The organism is Lysinibacillus sp. NPDC093210 (genome assembly GCF_044753985.1).
In the GTDB taxonomy this organism is placed as follows: Bacteria; Bacillota; Bacilli; order Bacillales_A; family Planococcaceae; genus Lysinibacillus.
Window position 1 is genome coordinate 205,988 of sequence record NZ_JBIVOE010000008.1, and the last position, 15,074, is coordinate 221,061.

Sequence of the window (15,074 nt, forward strand, 5' to 3'; positions counted from 1 at the left end):
TTACATTAATTGGCTTTTAAAAATTCCGCTTTTTCATTTTAAACACAAAAAAGGTACTGAATAACTCAGTACCTATACTTTAAATTTTGAAAAGATATATACTCGGTCACTTGTTAGCCAGGATACCGAAAAGCCTCCTTACAGAAGTTTATTTTGCCAGGTTCTTCCAAACCTCCTTACAAGGATTTATTTTGCCAGGTTTCCATAAACCTCCTGAATGTATATATCTTCACTTCGAAATATATGTCTTTTTCCGAAAAAATTTGAACTACCAATTTTAGATACAAATCTTATAACTGATTTAATTTTAACATGTTAGATTTCACATTTCAACTCAAACAATTAGCACTTTTCATTAAAAAACCCTTTAAATTTTTGCGTAATTTCTTTTTCAATATCTTTTCTAGGGGAGTTATTTTTAAAATTCAAATCAGAATTCCCGCTTTCCGAACAAAAAAATTCCTTCATTAGTTCTAGATCAACTCTCTCTTCTAAGAGTTTTTCTTTTCTAAAATGTTGCAAATTTACTCTTATACCCAAATCCTCTTTGTCCCCAAAGAAATCCATTTTCAAAAGTTGATAAGCATAGCCGACTCCTTTTTTTGTATAAACACAATTGTAATATATTGCCAACAGAACTTCTTCAGAATAGTAAGATCTTAAAATACCCAAGTAACGACTCTTTTCTTTATGATTTTTCTTCGAGCTATATATTTCGTTAATAGTTTTGATTATTCTATAAGAATTTCTAAAAAAATGTCCCACACTTCCATAATAATCCTCAAAAATATTTTCAATAACCTGTGAGGTCTCTTCATAATTCGCATCTTTAATAAGATATGGGTTTGTTTTATTTTTAAATGCATTCAATATCCTAAATAAGGTAAAATTCTTTTCAGACATTTTTTGATAGTATGTATTTAGAATTACTTTATTTTTATCATATTTAGTGAATCTTTCTAAAAAACTATTCTCCTTAAATAAGAAAAAGCCTATAACTAGTTTCTTAATAGCATCTTTATCTGGGTCTTGCATTTCTTCATTTAAATCCTCTAAAATGCTTTCAAAGTATTTCTTAATACTTTTAAAATCAGTATCTGCTATTATTTCTTCTAATGCCTGTTTGGACTGTGCATTATTTTTCAATTCCACAATGAATTCTGAAACTAAATAATCAATTTTATAGTCCTTATATTTCAATTTTAATCTAAGATCTTCCATTAAAGAACTAATATCCCTTTGGTGATTTAATAATATTTCAGAATGACTATCCAATAAATTACTCAAGAAGTTTGCATTCTGTATTTCATTATTCGAAACAATATTTTTATATGAAAAATATGAAACAGTTCCAACTGAAGCTAACGCAGCTATTGCAGACACTACAATATAAAAAGATTGGTCAACTGGTTTATCCTTGCTTATCACTAATACAGAAACAATTTGAATAACAATCGCTAATAATATAAATATTAAGTAAAGCGGTTTAAACTTATCTTCTTTGGCAAATATTAACGCTAACACCGATATTAATATGAACCCTAAGCTTATGTATAATAGCCAATCCATTTAATAACCTCCATTAATTCATTTCTACTTGTAAAAAAATCCGTTTTATACTTTAAAGACCACTATTAAATAATCCTACCTCAATTCAGTATAATAGTAGCATTTACCATAATCAATTTGATATTGAAAATAATGGGCAATTAAAATCCCTTTTCCCAATATGTAATAACCAACTCTCCCTTACGTGATGTTAAAAGAAGCTACATTTCAATATAATATAGATCAAAAGAAAGATAATTTTGAAGCTGCGGGCACGTTTAAATATACAAAAAACCGTAGTAGAAGTGGTCTGTTGACACCTTTTCAAACCCTTCATTAACATTTTTTGTCGCAATCGACTTTGATGATTTAATCATTTAATTTCTTCTTTCGTCCTTTTATGTTTCTTGAACTATGTTTATTTTTTAGGCTTACCCATACTTATAAACAAGTTCACTCTCTTTTCTCCTTACCTCCAATGAACTTGCAATAAAAGGTTAATTTAGGACATCAGGACATCCACAATAAAATTAATAAAATAGTATTTCCAATCCCAAATAAACCAAGTTCGTATATAAGTACTTGCAATAAAATTTATCTATGAGACAACTAATATTCTACGTATCAAAAATCAACATAAAATGCTACCAAAATAAAGGAAGTTTATTTATTGGGAAAAAATTTTTTATAAGCTATACTAACAATACAGTTATTAGAAAAATCAACTGTACCCCTAGTTTCCCTGTATGGTTCTAGGAGGCATTTTAATGAAAGACCCTATTAAATCATATACAAAAAAAGATGGCAAGATCTATTACATGTTTAAGCTTTATTTAGGAATAGATAGTCAAACAGGCAAACAAATTCACGTTACTAGACGCGGCTTTCTAACAAAAAAAGAGGCTAGTCTCACTTTAGCTCAACTAAGAGTCGAAGTTAGTAAAGGGGAATATAAGAAGCCTATAACTGAAACATACGAGGATCTATATAATGTCTGGATTCAACACTACGAAAGAACGGTCGAAGAAAGCACCTTTGTCAAAACACTAGGAATTTTCAGGAATCATATTCTACCTGCACTAGGTCACTACCGAATTGAGAAATTGAGTATAGCAATCTGCCAAGGCTTTGTTGATGACTGTTCCTTGAAACTAAAAAGATTTCGAATGGTTAAAACTTACGCTTCTAAAGTAATTGATTTCGCTATTAAGCGTGATTACATCAGTTCAAATCCTTTTAAGCTAGTGGATCTCCCAAAAATCAAAGCGTCTACTGTATTAGATACTGAGGTTAACTACTATTCAAAGGAGCAGCTAATTTACTTCCTACAATGTTTAAAGCAATTTGGTAATGCTCAAATTACCGCATTTTTCTACCTGCTTGCTTTTTCAGGTATCCGTAAAGGTGAGACACTTGCACTAACTTGGGCAGATTTAAATTTCGAAACGAAGGAACTACTCATTACAAAAGCTCTTTCAAGAGGTAAAAATAACAAGCTCTATATCAAATCAACAAAAACTGATACTTCACGCCAGCTTTTAATCGATGATGAAACATGCCGCATTTTATCCGAATGGAAAACGATTCAGCAAGACAAATTTCCAAATGTGAATGACAAAAGCCAATTAATGTTTACAAACGAACAAAATGGTTTATTGCAGCAAACAATCCCTAGAAGATGGCTTATGAAAATTATCGATAAATACAACTTACCTTACACACATGTCCACTCTTTTCGACATGTCCACTGCTCTTTGCTTTTCGAAGCGGACGCAAGTGTCAAAGAAGTACAAGAACGATTAGGTCACACAGATGTGCAAACAACACTCAATATCTATACGCACCTATCAAAGAGTGCAAAAAACGAAACAATTAATAAATTTGTGGCGTACTTAAACTCATAAATCCGACCCAAAAGTAGCCAGATTTTCAGCCAGTTTCCGATAGAAATCCCAGAAAACTCAGTACAACTAAAAAAGAAAAAACCCTTGATATACAAGGGTTTTGACCACTCTAGATAACTCTAGAAAATTACTGTATGGAGACGGCGGGAGTCGAACCCGCGTCCAAAGACTCCAATACTTCAGCTTCTACGCGTGTAGTTTGTCCATTCGCAATTCGCGTAGCATTATGCCGACAAACAGGCGTCCTGTACGCTAACCTGGAAATCTCTTGCCGGTGACTCAGGTGGCACCATCGACCGTATCCCACTAAAGTTGGGCCCCACGTTCTCTACATGGGCGATAGAGAGGCAGAGCGCTTACGAGCTTACGCTGCGAAAGCTAAGTTTTGTTGTTTGCCAGTTATTATATAACTTCCGTTGATGACGGAGCCGAGACCTCCGACGCGCGACCAAAGCTTGAACCATCCCTGTCGAATCCGTAACGTCCCCTTGAATATGATGCGAAGCTTGTTGCCTCGATCAAACAAAGAGCTAGAATTGCTTCTAGTACGGTTGAAGAGTAGTACTACGCTTCAATACATGCTGGCATTAACAATACTTATTATAAAACAAACCTAGCTGTACTTCAAGTATAGTGCCTTATTTACAGATTTATAGTTCTATATCAACTCCTAAAATGCATAGCAAAAAACACCTTTTTGAAAATAATAAAGGTGTTTTTTTCATCTAAGCGATTATCGTATATCCACACGAATCGGTTCATCAAAGTAAACATATTTTAATTCTGTTTGACCATAAAGGATAAACGAATCTAATTGAATCCCCTCATCGAATGTGATTGTTGTATACTTTTTTTCTTTATCCTCTCGGAATCGGGCTGTATCCCATGCTGTTTTATTATTCACTGTAATATGCCAGTCTTTAATTGTCGTGGTCTTTGCGTCTGATGAGATTTCAAGACGTTGGCCGGGTAAGAGCTTTACTTCATATACTGTATCTTTATAAGTAAATGTGTAAGGTAATTGGTCTACTGTTAGCGGGTGTCGGACATTCGTTGGCAACTCATACTTGGCACCAGTAACAGCTATATAGCCTCCTTCTTGTACGCTTGGATAGGCACTTATTGTATCGGTATGCGCGTAGCGATCATTTTGAATATTTATATTATCTTCAGGAACCGAGCGTTTTAATTTTTGTCCGTCAGCGTCAATAACGTCATAAAGTATTTGAGCATTATAACCTGTATAAGCTTCCTTTTCCTTTAGCGGTAAATCAGCTGTATATTTTTCTACTTGTTGCTCTACGAATGTTGCCATCTCCTCCGTAAATTTGGTTTCAAATTTGAAGAGAGAGTTTTGTGGTCCATGTTGTGCACGGATAAAGTTTACGTCAACACCATCTTTCTCAAATGTGGACCTTAGTGTGACAGTCTCTGTTTGGGCTAACAATTCCCTACGATCAATCGGTACTTCCAGCGTCCACTGACCATCCTCGTCATAAATGTGTTGGTAGATAAATAGAAGCTTAAATTCATCATGTGTCACATTAAATAATGGGAATTCATAGGTGATTTCATTCGCTGATTGATCTGCAGCGTAACTTGCTGCTTCGCTTTTCCCGTTTGGTAGCACAAGTGCAACATCACCCTTGGTTGATTCATTAAAGAACATTTCCTTACCATTATAGCCAGATGTAGCTAACGTTACTGTAATGAAAGCGTCTGTTAGTTTAACGTCTTTTACTTTTATCGTAATAGGCGTAGAACTAGTTACAGGCTCCTGTTTCACAGTTGAAATTACTAGAAATAATAATGCGGCTGTGACGAATGCAGCTGCTGTAAAAATTGCTCGCCAGTCTCGCTTTTTTGTAAGTGAAGTCTTTTTCTTTGGTAATTGAGCCATCACTTGATTTGTAAATGTATCGTCAACATGCACTGCAGGAAACAGGGAGCTTATGAGCTGTTCTGTTTCAAGTTGTTCATCTAATAATGCAGAGCAGGTTGCACATGATTGAATATGCTTGTCCATTTGCATCATTGTGTTATCTTCTATTTGTCCGTCGATAAAGTCTTGCATTTCTTCAGTTGATAAGCAGTTCATTATTAATCTCCCCCTTCAACATAGCGTTTCTTAGCCGTTTCTTTGTTCTATGCAGTCGGTTTCGTACTTCCGATATTGGAATATTAAGTGTCTCAGCGATTTCTTCGTAAGAGCAATTACTAGCATACTTCAGGACGAAAACTTGGTACGTTTTGTGTTCCAATGTTGCAAGCCATTGCTGAAGCAACTCATTCTGCTCTTTTTCAATCATTAACGATTCAGGTGTTTCTAATGAGGGCGTTTCCTCAATTGGTGTCGGATCTTCCTTATGCTTTCTTTTAAAATCAATCAATTGATTAATCGCGATACGAAAAAGCCATGCCTTAAAAGATCCACCTTTAAAATGAAGTAAGTTTTCATAGCATTTGATAAATGATTCTTGTGCAATATCCTTCGCCAATTCCTCGTCATTCGTTTGATAGGTTAAATAGCTGACAAGTGGCTGTTTATATGTATCAACAATAATGCGAAATGCTTGTTGATCCCCGGCAATGATTTTTTGTATCAGCTGCATTTCCATGAGACCACACCTCCTTACATTAAAAACGTAAAATCTTTTAAAAAATCTCACCTACGCGGAAATATATTTTGAAATGAACGTCGAAACATTCTTTTTATTGTACAAGAAAATAATAAAAGATGGAAAATCACGAAGTTTTTCCATCTCATTTTTTAATGGGTTTGAATTGTTCTTGCTCCGCGGGATTCTCTCCTCATTTCGTGGATTCTCTCCCCGCTTCGCGGAAATATCTCATTGTTCCACGGAATTACCTCTTCGTTCCGCGGAATCCTCACATTATTTCGCGGAATTAGCCTCCTGTTCCGCGGAATCCTCACCTTGTTCCGCGGAATTAACCTCCTGTTCCGCGGAATCCTCACATTCGTGGAATTAACCTCCTGCTCCGCGGGATTCTCACCTTATTTCGCGGAATTAACCTCTTGCTCTGCGGAATCCTCACCTTTATTTCGCAGAATTACCTACAGCGTGGTAGGCGATACTTTTTAGTTGGAGCGGAGGGCGGGCGACTCCTGCGGGAACGCACGCATAGTAAGACGCAACAAGCCGCGCGTAGCGAGGGTTGCGGCTTACGGTGTGCCCGCGGAAAGCGCACGCACGCAGCGGAAATCTCCTCCGCTTCACAGATAAGCCCGTGCCCATAGTCTTCACCTTGCTCCCGCAATAAAAAAGCTCACCACAACAAGTGGTGAGCCTCTCTCTTAATCTATCAATATTGATTTTTTGCTTTGAAGGTACGTTCCATTTCGCGTTTTGCTTCTTTTTTGCGCATGTCGTCGCGTTTGTCGTAGTCTTTTTTCCCTTTGCCGACGCCGATTAGAAGTTTGGCGTAGCCGTCCTTAATGTACATTTTTAAAGGGATGATTGTGTAGCCGTCACGTTTGACCGCGCCGACTAGTTCGCCGATTTGCTTTTTATGTAAGAGCAATTTACGGGCGCGTAGTGGGTCGTGGTTGAAACGGTTACCTTGGTCGAATGGGCTGACATGCATGTTGCTGATCCATGCTTCGCCGCTTGTAATTCGAACGTAAGAGTCTCGTAATTGGACTTTACCTGCACGAATGGCTTTAATTTCTGTGCCTGTTAGTACCATGCCCGCTTCAATCGTCTCTTCGATGAAGTAGTCATGCCCTGCTTTTTTGTTTTGTGCTAATACTTTCCCAGTACCTTTTGCCATCTTGTTCACCCTCAATTCAAAGGTTGAGCAGGACTTAGCCTGCTCACGCTGGATTTTTTATTTACGTTTTGTTTTTTTCTTTTTGCCTTTTTTGGCGATGCCTTCGTAAAACTTTTGTTTTTGCTTTACGCCTTTTTTCGGGCCTGGGCTTGAGCTATCTTTGCGTTGGCCACGTGGATCACGGTCACTTCCACCGCGTTCTCTGCGTTTCGATGAGTCACCATTGCTTTGTTTTTCATCGTCACGGCGACCTCTTCCACCACCTGAACCTGAACGGTTGCTACGGCTACTGCGCCCATCTTTATTATCATTATAATTTTTACGCGCATGAATGACTGTAGGTGTTGCTTTTCTTGTTCTTCCATAAGAAGTTACCATTCCTACGATTTCAAAGTCAATCGATGACTCCTCGATAATAACGTTTGCCACGCGTACTTTTACTTCATCACCGATGCGGAATTGACGGTTCGTACGTTCGCCAATCATAATCATTTGGCGATCATCGAAGCGATAATAATCGTCGGTCATATTGCTAATGTGCACAAGTCCTTCAATCGTATTTGGCAGCTCGATAAAGATACCGAAGTTCGTGACAGAAGAAACAATGCCTTCAAACTCTTCGCCGATTTTATCTGACATATATTGTGCTTTTTTCAGTGAGTCTGTATCACGTTCTGCATCGACTGCACGACGTTCGCGTTCTGATGTGTGGTCGGCAATTTCATCCATTGCCATCGACCACTGTGCAACCGTTTCTTGCGACGTGTCTTTATTAATTAAGTACGTGCGAATTAAACGGTGTACAACTAAGTCAGGATAACGACGAATTGGTGATGTGAAATGTGTATAGAAATCAGTCGATAAACCAAAGTGACCGATGCTTTCTGGATAGTATTTCGCTTGTTGCATTGAGCGTAGTAGCATCGTTGAAATAACAGGTTCTTCTGGCATTCCTTCAATTGCTGATAAGACATCTTGCAATGCTTTTGGATGCACCGTATTGCCTGTACCTTTAATTAAAATACCGAAGTTCGTTACGAATTCAAAGAAGCGTTGTAGCTTTTCTGGCTTTGGATCTTCGTGAATACGATATAGGAACGGTACATTCATCCAATGGAAATGTTCTGCAACGGTTTCGTTGGCAGCAAGCATGAAATCTTCAATTAATTTCTCTGCTACAGTTCGTTCACGTAGTTCAATATCTACTGGCCATCCATCTTCATCGACAATCACTTTCGACTCTTTAAAATCAAAGTCAATGGCACCGCGTTGTTCACGTTTATGGCGTAAAATTTTTGAAAGCTCTAACATATGTTTAAACATCGGTACAAGTGGCTCATAGCGAGCAATTAGCTCTTCATCTTGTTCCTCTAAAATTTTGTAAACATCTTTGTAAGTCATACGCTCTGTCGTTTTAATGACGCTTTGGAAAATTTCATGCGCAATGACATTACCATTGCCATCGATAATCATTTCGCACGATAGCGTTAGTCGATCTACCTGTGGATTTAAAGAACAAATACCGTTCGATAGTCGATGCGGAATCATTGGAATAACACGGTCTGTTAAATATACACTTGTCGCTCGGTCATATGCTTCAATGTCTATTACAGAGCCTTGTGTTACATAGTAGCTGACATCTGCAATATGTACGCCAAGCTTGTAAGTACCATCGACATTTTTTGTAACAGTTACCGCATCATCTAAATCTTTTGCATCTGCACCATCGATTGTGACAATCGTTTCATGACGTAAATCACGACGTCCCTCTAAATCGGCAGGAGAAATTTCATCTGGCACTCGTTGTGCAGCAGCAACGACTTCTTCTGGGAACTCTGGTGGAATGTCGTGCTTATATAAGATTGATAAAATATCGACACCTGGGTCATTTTTATGTCCTAAAATTTTTGTGATATAGCCTGTTGCTGATTTTAAATCTTCTGGCCATGTCGCGATTTCAACGACAACTTTGTGCCCATCAACAGCGCCTAATGTATCGCCTTTAGCGATGAAAATGTCCATTGGTAGTTTTTTATCGTCCAATACGACAAAGCCGAAGCCTCTGTTTGCTTGGAATGTTCCAACAAATGACGTTTGCCCGCGTTCTACAACTTTTGTGATTGTACCTTCGCGGCGATCGCCAAATGATTCCTTTAACACACGAATAAGTACTGTGTCGCCATTAATTGCACCATTTACTTCGTGCGGTGGAATAAAGACATCGTCCATACCCTCAACATCAGGTGCGACAAAGCCAAATCCTTTTGCGTGGCCGATAAATTTACCACGTAGTAAATTCATGCGCTCTGGTAAGCCGTAACGATTCGAGCGTGAGCGTACAACTAAGCCCTGCCCCTCCATTCGCACGAGCGTTTTAACGAGCTCCTTAAATTCTTCTGCATCCTCAAACCCAAATTCATCTTCTATTTCTCCAACGGTTAAAGGTTTATATTCTTCTTCACCGAAAAAATCGAGTAATCGACTTTGTAGTGAATCTTTTTTGTCCGTCATACTTATACCCTCCCTCATGTAAAAATCCTAAATCATTTTTAGTGTGCCCAATTTAGGCCTTCTAAAAAACGATAAATATCTTCATGTAATTGATCTTTTTCTTGATCTAATGTTATAACGTGCTTTGAGTTTTCATACCACTTGATGTATTTTTCTAATGACTCAGTTTGATTATATATAATGTTGGCAGATTCTGTCTCTATTACCTCATCATTTGTCGCCTGTACGACAAAAATAGGGGCATAAATCATATCTATTTCTTTTCGAGTCTGCACAATAAACTCACGCAGTTGTTGTAATGATGGCATACCTTTTTCAGCGATTAACGACACTTCCGCATCTATTTCTGTGTCAGTTTTGCCTTCAAATTTTTTGTATTCTTTTGCATATTTCAATACACCTTCAAACATAACGTCTGTAGTTCGCATCGTCATTGGTGCACACATCGTTACAATGCCCTTTACAGGATTGTTTAGTGCTACATTTAAAGCCATCACACCGCCAAGTGATAGTCCTGCTACGGCAATTTCCTCATAGCCAGCATCTTGTAATTGTTGGTACGCAGCTTTGACATCTTGCCACCAATCAGCAGGTCCTGTTGTAATGAGTTCTTCAGGTTGCACACCGTGCCCTTTATAATGAGGCGCTAATGTAGTATACCCTTTTTTCTCTAAATATCTACCAAGCATACGCACATCTGCAGAGCTACCAGTAAATCCGTGTAATAATAACACTGCACGTGGTCCTGCTTGAAAGAAAAATGGCTGAGATAATGATTTGTTCATGGCAAGTTCTCCTTCACTGTAAAACATATTCACTCTATTATAGCCATATCCATTATACATTGGCGTAATTTAGCATCTTTCATACGTATAAAATCTACATTATTCGTCTAAGTTCATCTATGTACTGAAAATAAAAGAAAACGCCCAACCATTCTAGGTTAGGCGGAATATCTTCAACTATTATATTTTTGCAATAGCGATTGCTAAAAGAAAGAATAAAATTGATAAAACAATTGTTGCACGGTGAAGAATTAAATCCATACCACGTGCTTTTTGCTTTCCAAATAGTTGTTCAGCTCCACCCGAGATGGCACCTGACAAGCCTGCACTTTTACTAGATTGTAATAAAACTACGACAACCAATGCTAATGATACGATAACTAAAGCTATTAATACTGCTGTATGCATCCACTGCACCTCCCGAACTTTGAAACATCACAACACACTATATTATAACAAATAAAGGTTCCCATGACAAACACAGATTACAAAATGGTATTACTTTTCCAAATACTATGTACAATACATAAAAGAAATTGATTTAAAAATTATATTAAAAAGTAGAAGAGTCAGTCTACTTTACTGATATTATACAAAAAAATATAAAAACATTTCAAATCCTAAATGCAGTGCCTGTCACCCAAACAATTTTGAATTTTCCCACATTTATACTCCTGCTCCAGCGAGCTTTGCGACTTACAATATGCCCACGGAAAGTGAAGTAATATGAAAAGTGCCAGGCACTCACACAATTTTGTTGATTGCAGTGGAAAGCGCCGCCCGCTACGGAAATCAACGTTTTAGCACTCTCTTCGCCTCAGTTGCCTTGGTAAATAGCTGTTCAGCTTTTTCGTTTCCTAAAAAAATTGCCTCGAAAAGCACATCTATGCTTTCGAGGCAATTTTCATCAAAGGAACTGCTAGTTACTAGCCGTTCACTTATTTTAAGTTATAGAAAGTTTTTAAACCAAGATATTCTGAAGTTGCACCAAGTTGATCTTCGATGCGAAGAAGTTGGTTGTATTTTGCAACGCGGTCTGTACGAGATGGAGCACCTGTTTTAATTTGACCAGCGTTAGTCGCAACAGCGATATCAGCGATTGTCGCATCTTCTGATTCACCAGAACGGTGAGAAATAACTGCTGTGTAACCAGCACGTTTCGCCATTTCAATTGCTTCAAATGTTTCTGTTAACGTACCGATTTGGTTTACTTTAATTAAAATTGAGTTACCAACACCTTGCTCAATACCAGCAGCTAATTTTTTCGTATTTGTTACGAATAAATCATCTCCTACTAATTGTACGCGAGCGCCAATGCGGTCTGTTAATAATTTATGACCAGCCCAGTCGTTTTCGTCTAAGCCGTCTTCTATTGAGATGATCGGGTATTTCGCAGTTAACTGCTCGTACCAGTCCACCATTTCCTCAGAAGTTTTCACAACGCCTTCACCATCTAAGTGGTATTTGCCGTCTTCTTTGTTGAATAATTCAGAAGACGCAACGTCCATTGCTAATTTCACTTCTTCACCAGCCTTGTAGCCAGCTTTTTCGATTGCTTCAAGGATCACTGTGATTGCTTCTTCGTTCGAACCAAGGTTTGGAGCGAAACCACCTTCGTCACCTACAGCTGTGTTGTAGCCTTTGTCTTTCAATACTGCTTTTAAGCTATGGAAAATTTCAGCACCCATACGTAATGCATGACGGAAGTTTTCTGCGCCAACAGGCATAACCATGAATTCTTGGATGTCCACGTTGTTATCCGCATGTGCACCACCATTTAAGATGTTCATCATTGGTACTGGTAATTGTTTTGAGTTGAAACCGCCTAGATATTGATAAAGAGGTACATCTAAATAATCTGCTGCAGCATGTGCAACTGCCATTGATACACCTAGGATTGCGTTAGCTCCTAGTTTACCTTTGTTTTCTGTGCCATCTAGCTCGATTAAAGCTTTGTCGATTACTACTTGGTCAAGAACTGAGAAATTACCTTCTAATTCTTGTGCAATAATTGTGTTGACATTTTCGACTGCTTTTAATACACCTTTGCCAAGGTAACGTGATTTGTCACCATCGCGTAATTCTACCGCTTCGTATTCACCTGTAGAGGCACCTGATGGCACGATTGCACGACCAAAAGCACCTGATTCTGTAAATACTTCAACTTCTACTGTTGGGTTCCCACGTGAGTCTAAAACTTCGCGCGCATAAACTTGTGTAATAAATGGCATAATTAATTCTCCTCTTTTTCGATTAGTGATTTACCTGTCATTTCAATAGGTTGTGACACCTCTAATAATTCTAACATGGTTGGCGCCAAATCGGCTAAAATGCCACCATTTCTTAACATTAAATTTGCTTTCGTCACAATTACTGGAACAGGGTTTGTTGTATGAGCTGTCATCGGATTTCCTTCTAACGTTACAACCTCGTCAGAGTTACCGTGGTCAGCTGTAATAATAGCTGCTCCGCCTTTTTCAAGCAGGGCATCTACTACTTTTCCTAGACATTCGTCGACAACTTCGATTGCTTTAATTGTTGGCTCTAGCATTCCACTATGTCCCACCATATCAGGGTTCGCAAAGTTTAGAATGATGCCATCAAATTTGTCAGCTGCAATCGCTGCAAGCAATGCGTCTGTTACTTCATAAGCACTCATTTCAGGTTTCAAATCGTATGTCGCAACTTTTGGAGAAGCGATCAAAATACGTTCTTCACCGTTATATTTCTCCTCACGACCACCACTCATAAAGAATGTAACATGTGGATACTTTTCTGTTTCTGCAATACGTAGCTGTGTTTTACCATTAGAGGCTAACACTTCACCAATCGTATTTTTTAAGTTGTCATTTTCATAAGCAACTTGTGCGTTCACTTCATCACTATAATGTGTAAACGATACGAATTTTACATTTTGCGGATGTTTGGCAGATAAGGCAAAGCCGTCAAATGACGAATTCGTAAATACTTTTGATAATTGAATAGCGCGGTCCGGTCGGAAGTTAAAGAAAATAACTGCATCATTATCTTCAATTGTCGCAACTGGCTCGCCATGTTCCTGGATGCTAAATGGAATAACAAATTCGTCAGTTACTTCACGCTCATAGGATTCTGTTACGCCACCCTTTGCGCTTTCCGCCGTTTGTCCAACTCCATCAACAAGAATATTATAAGTTAATGCCACACGATCCCAACGTTTGTCACGGTCCATTGCATAATAACGTCCATGGATCGAAGCAAATTTACCAATGCCAATCGAAGCCATTTGTTTTTCAGTTTCTTCGATATAGCCGATAGCTGTTGTTGGTCCAACATCACGACCATCTAAAAATGCATGAATAAATACCTCGTCCAGCCCTTGTTCTTTTGCAAGCTTTAACAACGCAAACAGGTGCTCATAATGGCTATGTACACCGCCATCTGATAGTAAGCCCATGACATGTAGCTTTGATTGATGTGCTTTAACATGTGCTACCGCATCTAAAAATGCTTGATTCGTAAAGAAGTCTCCTTCGCGAATCGATTTATTTAAGCGCGTTAAGCTTTGATACACAATGCGGCCAGCGCCGATATTTAAGTGTCCAACTTCAGAGTTCCCCATTTGACCGTCTGGCAACCCTACTGCTTCACCTGATGCTGTTAAAGTTGCATGCGGAAATTGGTTCCAAAAGCGGTCAAAATTTGGTTTCTTTGCTTGAGCAACCGCATTCCCAAATGTTTCATCACGAAATGCAAAACCATCTAAAATAATTAATGCTACTGGCTTTTTAGGCATTTGCTGCCGCCTCCAATAATTTTAAATATGAATCAGCTTGTAAGCTTGCACCACCGACTAACGCACCATCGATATGCTCTTTTGACAATAATTCTTTAATATTATCAGGCTTTACGCTACCGCCGTATTGAATACGTACAGCCTCTGCTGTTGTGTGATCATATAATTTTTCAACAACTGCACGAATGGCACCACATACTTGGTTGGCATCTTCTGCTGTTGCTGTTTTCCCTGTGCCAATTGCCCAGATAGGCTCATAGGCAAGAACCATATGCTCTACATCCTGAGCGGCAAAACCTGCAAGAGCTGCTGTAATTTGACCAGCTACCTTTTGCTCTGTCGTACCTGCCTCACGTTCTTCTAGTGTTTCACCACAGCAAATAATTGGCACGATATTATGAGAAAGTGCTGCTGCCACCTTTTTATTGATAGCCTCATCTGTTTCGTTATAATATTCACGTCGTTCGGAGTGTCCTAATATCACATAGTCTACCTCAACGCTTGCAAGCTGCGCCGGGCTAATTTCGCCTGTAAACGCACCTTCGTTTTCGTAATGCATTGTTTGAGCACCGATTGCTAGTTCAGATTCACTAGCGACCTGCACAAGTGTTGGTAGAAAAAGTGCCGGTGCGCAAATAACAGCATCTACTTTGTCATTGGAAGGTATATTATCCTGCACGCTATCGACAAACTGTATTGCCTCTTCAAATGTTTTATACATTTTCCAGTTACCTGCAATAATTGGTTTACGCATCGTTA

The 15,074-nt window shown here is 38.4% G+C and carries 11 protein-coding genes and 1 other RNA gene; 1 reads left to right on the top strand and 11 read right to left on the bottom strand.

Annotated features, from left to right (window positions below):
* Positions 1–342 precede the first annotated feature (342 nt).
* On the bottom strand, positions 343–1,569 hold the full coding sequence (locus ACIP9C_RS18345; RefSeq protein ID WP_401012903.1) for a putative phage abortive infection protein: 1,227 nt from the start codon (positions 1,567–1,569) through the stop codon (positions 343–345).
* A 746-nt stretch (positions 1,570–2,315) separates the two neighbouring features.
* Here ACIP9C_RS18345 and ACIP9C_RS18350 point away from each other — a divergent pair.
* Positions 2,316–3,452: a site-specific integrase gene (locus tag ACIP9C_RS18350; protein ID WP_401012905.1), complete on the top strand. Its 1,137-nt coding sequence runs from the start codon at positions 2,316–2,318 to the stop codon at positions 3,450–3,452.
* Positions 3,453–3,584: 132 nt separating this feature from the next.
* Here the strand turns inward: ACIP9C_RS18350 and ssrA are convergent.
* From ssrA to tpiA, 10 genes are all read right to left on the bottom strand, one after another.
* Positions 3,585–3,940: a transfer-messenger RNA gene (gene ssrA, locus ACIP9C_RS18355) on the bottom strand.
* Positions 3,941–4,185: 245 nt separating this feature from the next.
* Complete coding sequence (locus ACIP9C_RS18360) at positions 4,186–5,550, bottom strand: anti-sigma factor family protein (protein WP_401012907.1); 1,365 nt, start codon at positions 5,548–5,550, stop codon at positions 4,186–4,188.
* Positions 5,531–6,070 (bottom strand): RNA polymerase sigma factor, encoded by a 540-nt coding sequence (locus ACIP9C_RS18365; RefSeq protein ID WP_401012909.1) that lies wholly within the window; start codon positions 6,068–6,070, stop codon positions 5,531–5,533. The genes ACIP9C_RS18360 and ACIP9C_RS18365 overlap by 20 nt, the downstream gene beginning before the upstream one ends.
* A 706-nt stretch (positions 6,071–6,776) precedes the next feature.
* Positions 6,777–7,244 (bottom strand): SsrA-binding protein SmpB, encoded by a 468-nt coding sequence (gene smpB, locus ACIP9C_RS18370; protein WP_340822545.1) that lies wholly within the window; start codon positions 7,242–7,244, stop codon positions 6,777–6,779.
* A 57-nt stretch (positions 7,245–7,301) separates the two neighbouring features.
* Positions 7,302–9,755, bottom strand: a complete 2,454-nt coding sequence (gene rnr / locus ACIP9C_RS18375; protein WP_401012911.1) for a ribonuclease R — start codon at positions 9,753–9,755, stop codon at positions 7,302–7,304.
* 38 nt (positions 9,756–9,793) lie between these two features.
* Positions 9,794–10,540, bottom strand: a complete 747-nt coding sequence (locus tag ACIP9C_RS18380) for an alpha/beta hydrolase (RefSeq protein WP_340822542.1) — start codon at positions 10,538–10,540, stop codon at positions 9,794–9,796.
* A 180-nt stretch (positions 10,541–10,720) separates the two neighbouring features.
* Positions 10,721–10,948, bottom strand: a complete 228-nt coding sequence (gene secG, locus ACIP9C_RS18385; RefSeq protein ID WP_173479464.1) for a preprotein translocase subunit SecG — start codon at positions 10,946–10,948, stop codon at positions 10,721–10,723.
* A gap of 530 nt (positions 10,949–11,478) precedes the next feature.
* On the bottom strand, positions 11,479–12,771 hold the full coding sequence (eno, locus tag ACIP9C_RS18390; protein ID WP_401012913.1) for a phosphopyruvate hydratase: 1,293 nt from the start codon (positions 12,769–12,771) through the stop codon (positions 11,479–11,481).
* A gap of 2 nt (positions 12,772–12,773) precedes the next feature.
* Positions 12,774–14,315 carry a 2,3-bisphosphoglycerate-independent phosphoglycerate mutase gene (gpmI, locus tag ACIP9C_RS18395; protein ID WP_401012915.1) on the bottom strand — a complete coding sequence of 514 codons (1,542 nt, stop codon included), beginning with the start codon at positions 14,313–14,315 and terminating at the stop codon, positions 12,774–12,776.
* Entirely contained in the window at positions 14,308–15,069 is a 762-nt protein-coding gene (tpiA, locus tag ACIP9C_RS18400; protein ID WP_401012916.1) for a triose-phosphate isomerase, read from the bottom strand. Before tpiA ends, gpmI begins: the two co-directional genes overlap by 8 nt.
* Positions 15,070–15,074: the final 5 nt, after the last annotated feature.

Excerpts from the sequence above, each read along its gene's own strand:
- ACIP9C_RS18345 (WP_401012903.1), bottom strand. The coding sequence starts at position 1,569 with ATGGATTGGCTATTATACATAAGCTTAGGGTTCATATTAATATCGGTG.
- ACIP9C_RS18350 (WP_401012905.1), top strand. The coding sequence starts at position 2,316 with ATGAAAGACCCTATTAAATCATATACAAAAAAAGATGGCAAGATCTAT.
- ACIP9C_RS18360 (WP_401012907.1), bottom strand. The coding sequence starts at position 5,550 with ATGAACTGCTTATCAACTGAAGAAATGCAAGACTTTATCGACGGACAA.
- ACIP9C_RS18365 (WP_401012909.1), bottom strand. The coding sequence starts at position 6,070 with ATGGAAATGCAGCTGATACAAAAAATCATTGCCGGGGATCAACAAGCA.
- smpB (WP_340822545.1), bottom strand. The coding sequence starts at position 7,244 with ATGGCAAAAGGTACTGGGAAAGTATTAGCACAAAACAAAAAAGCAGGG.
- rnr (WP_401012911.1), bottom strand. The coding sequence starts at position 9,755 with ATGACGGACAAAAAAGATTCACTACAAAGTCGATTACTCGATTTTTTC.
- ACIP9C_RS18380 (WP_340822542.1), bottom strand. The coding sequence starts at position 10,540 with ATGAACAAATCATTATCTCAGCCATTTTTCTTTCAAGCAGGACCACGT.
- secG (WP_173479464.1), bottom strand. The coding sequence starts at position 10,948 with ATGCATACAGCAGTATTAATAGCTTTAGTTATCGTATCATTAGCATTG.
- eno (WP_401012913.1), bottom strand. The coding sequence starts at position 12,771 with ATGCCATTTATTACACAAGTTTATGCGCGCGAAGTTTTAGACTCACGT.
- gpmI (WP_401012915.1), bottom strand. The coding sequence starts at position 14,315 with ATGCCTAAAAAGCCAGTAGCATTAATTATTTTAGATGGTTTTGCATTT.
- tpiA (WP_401012916.1), bottom strand. The coding sequence starts at position 15,069 with ATGCGTAAACCAATTATTGCAGGTAACTGGAAAATGTATAAAACATTT.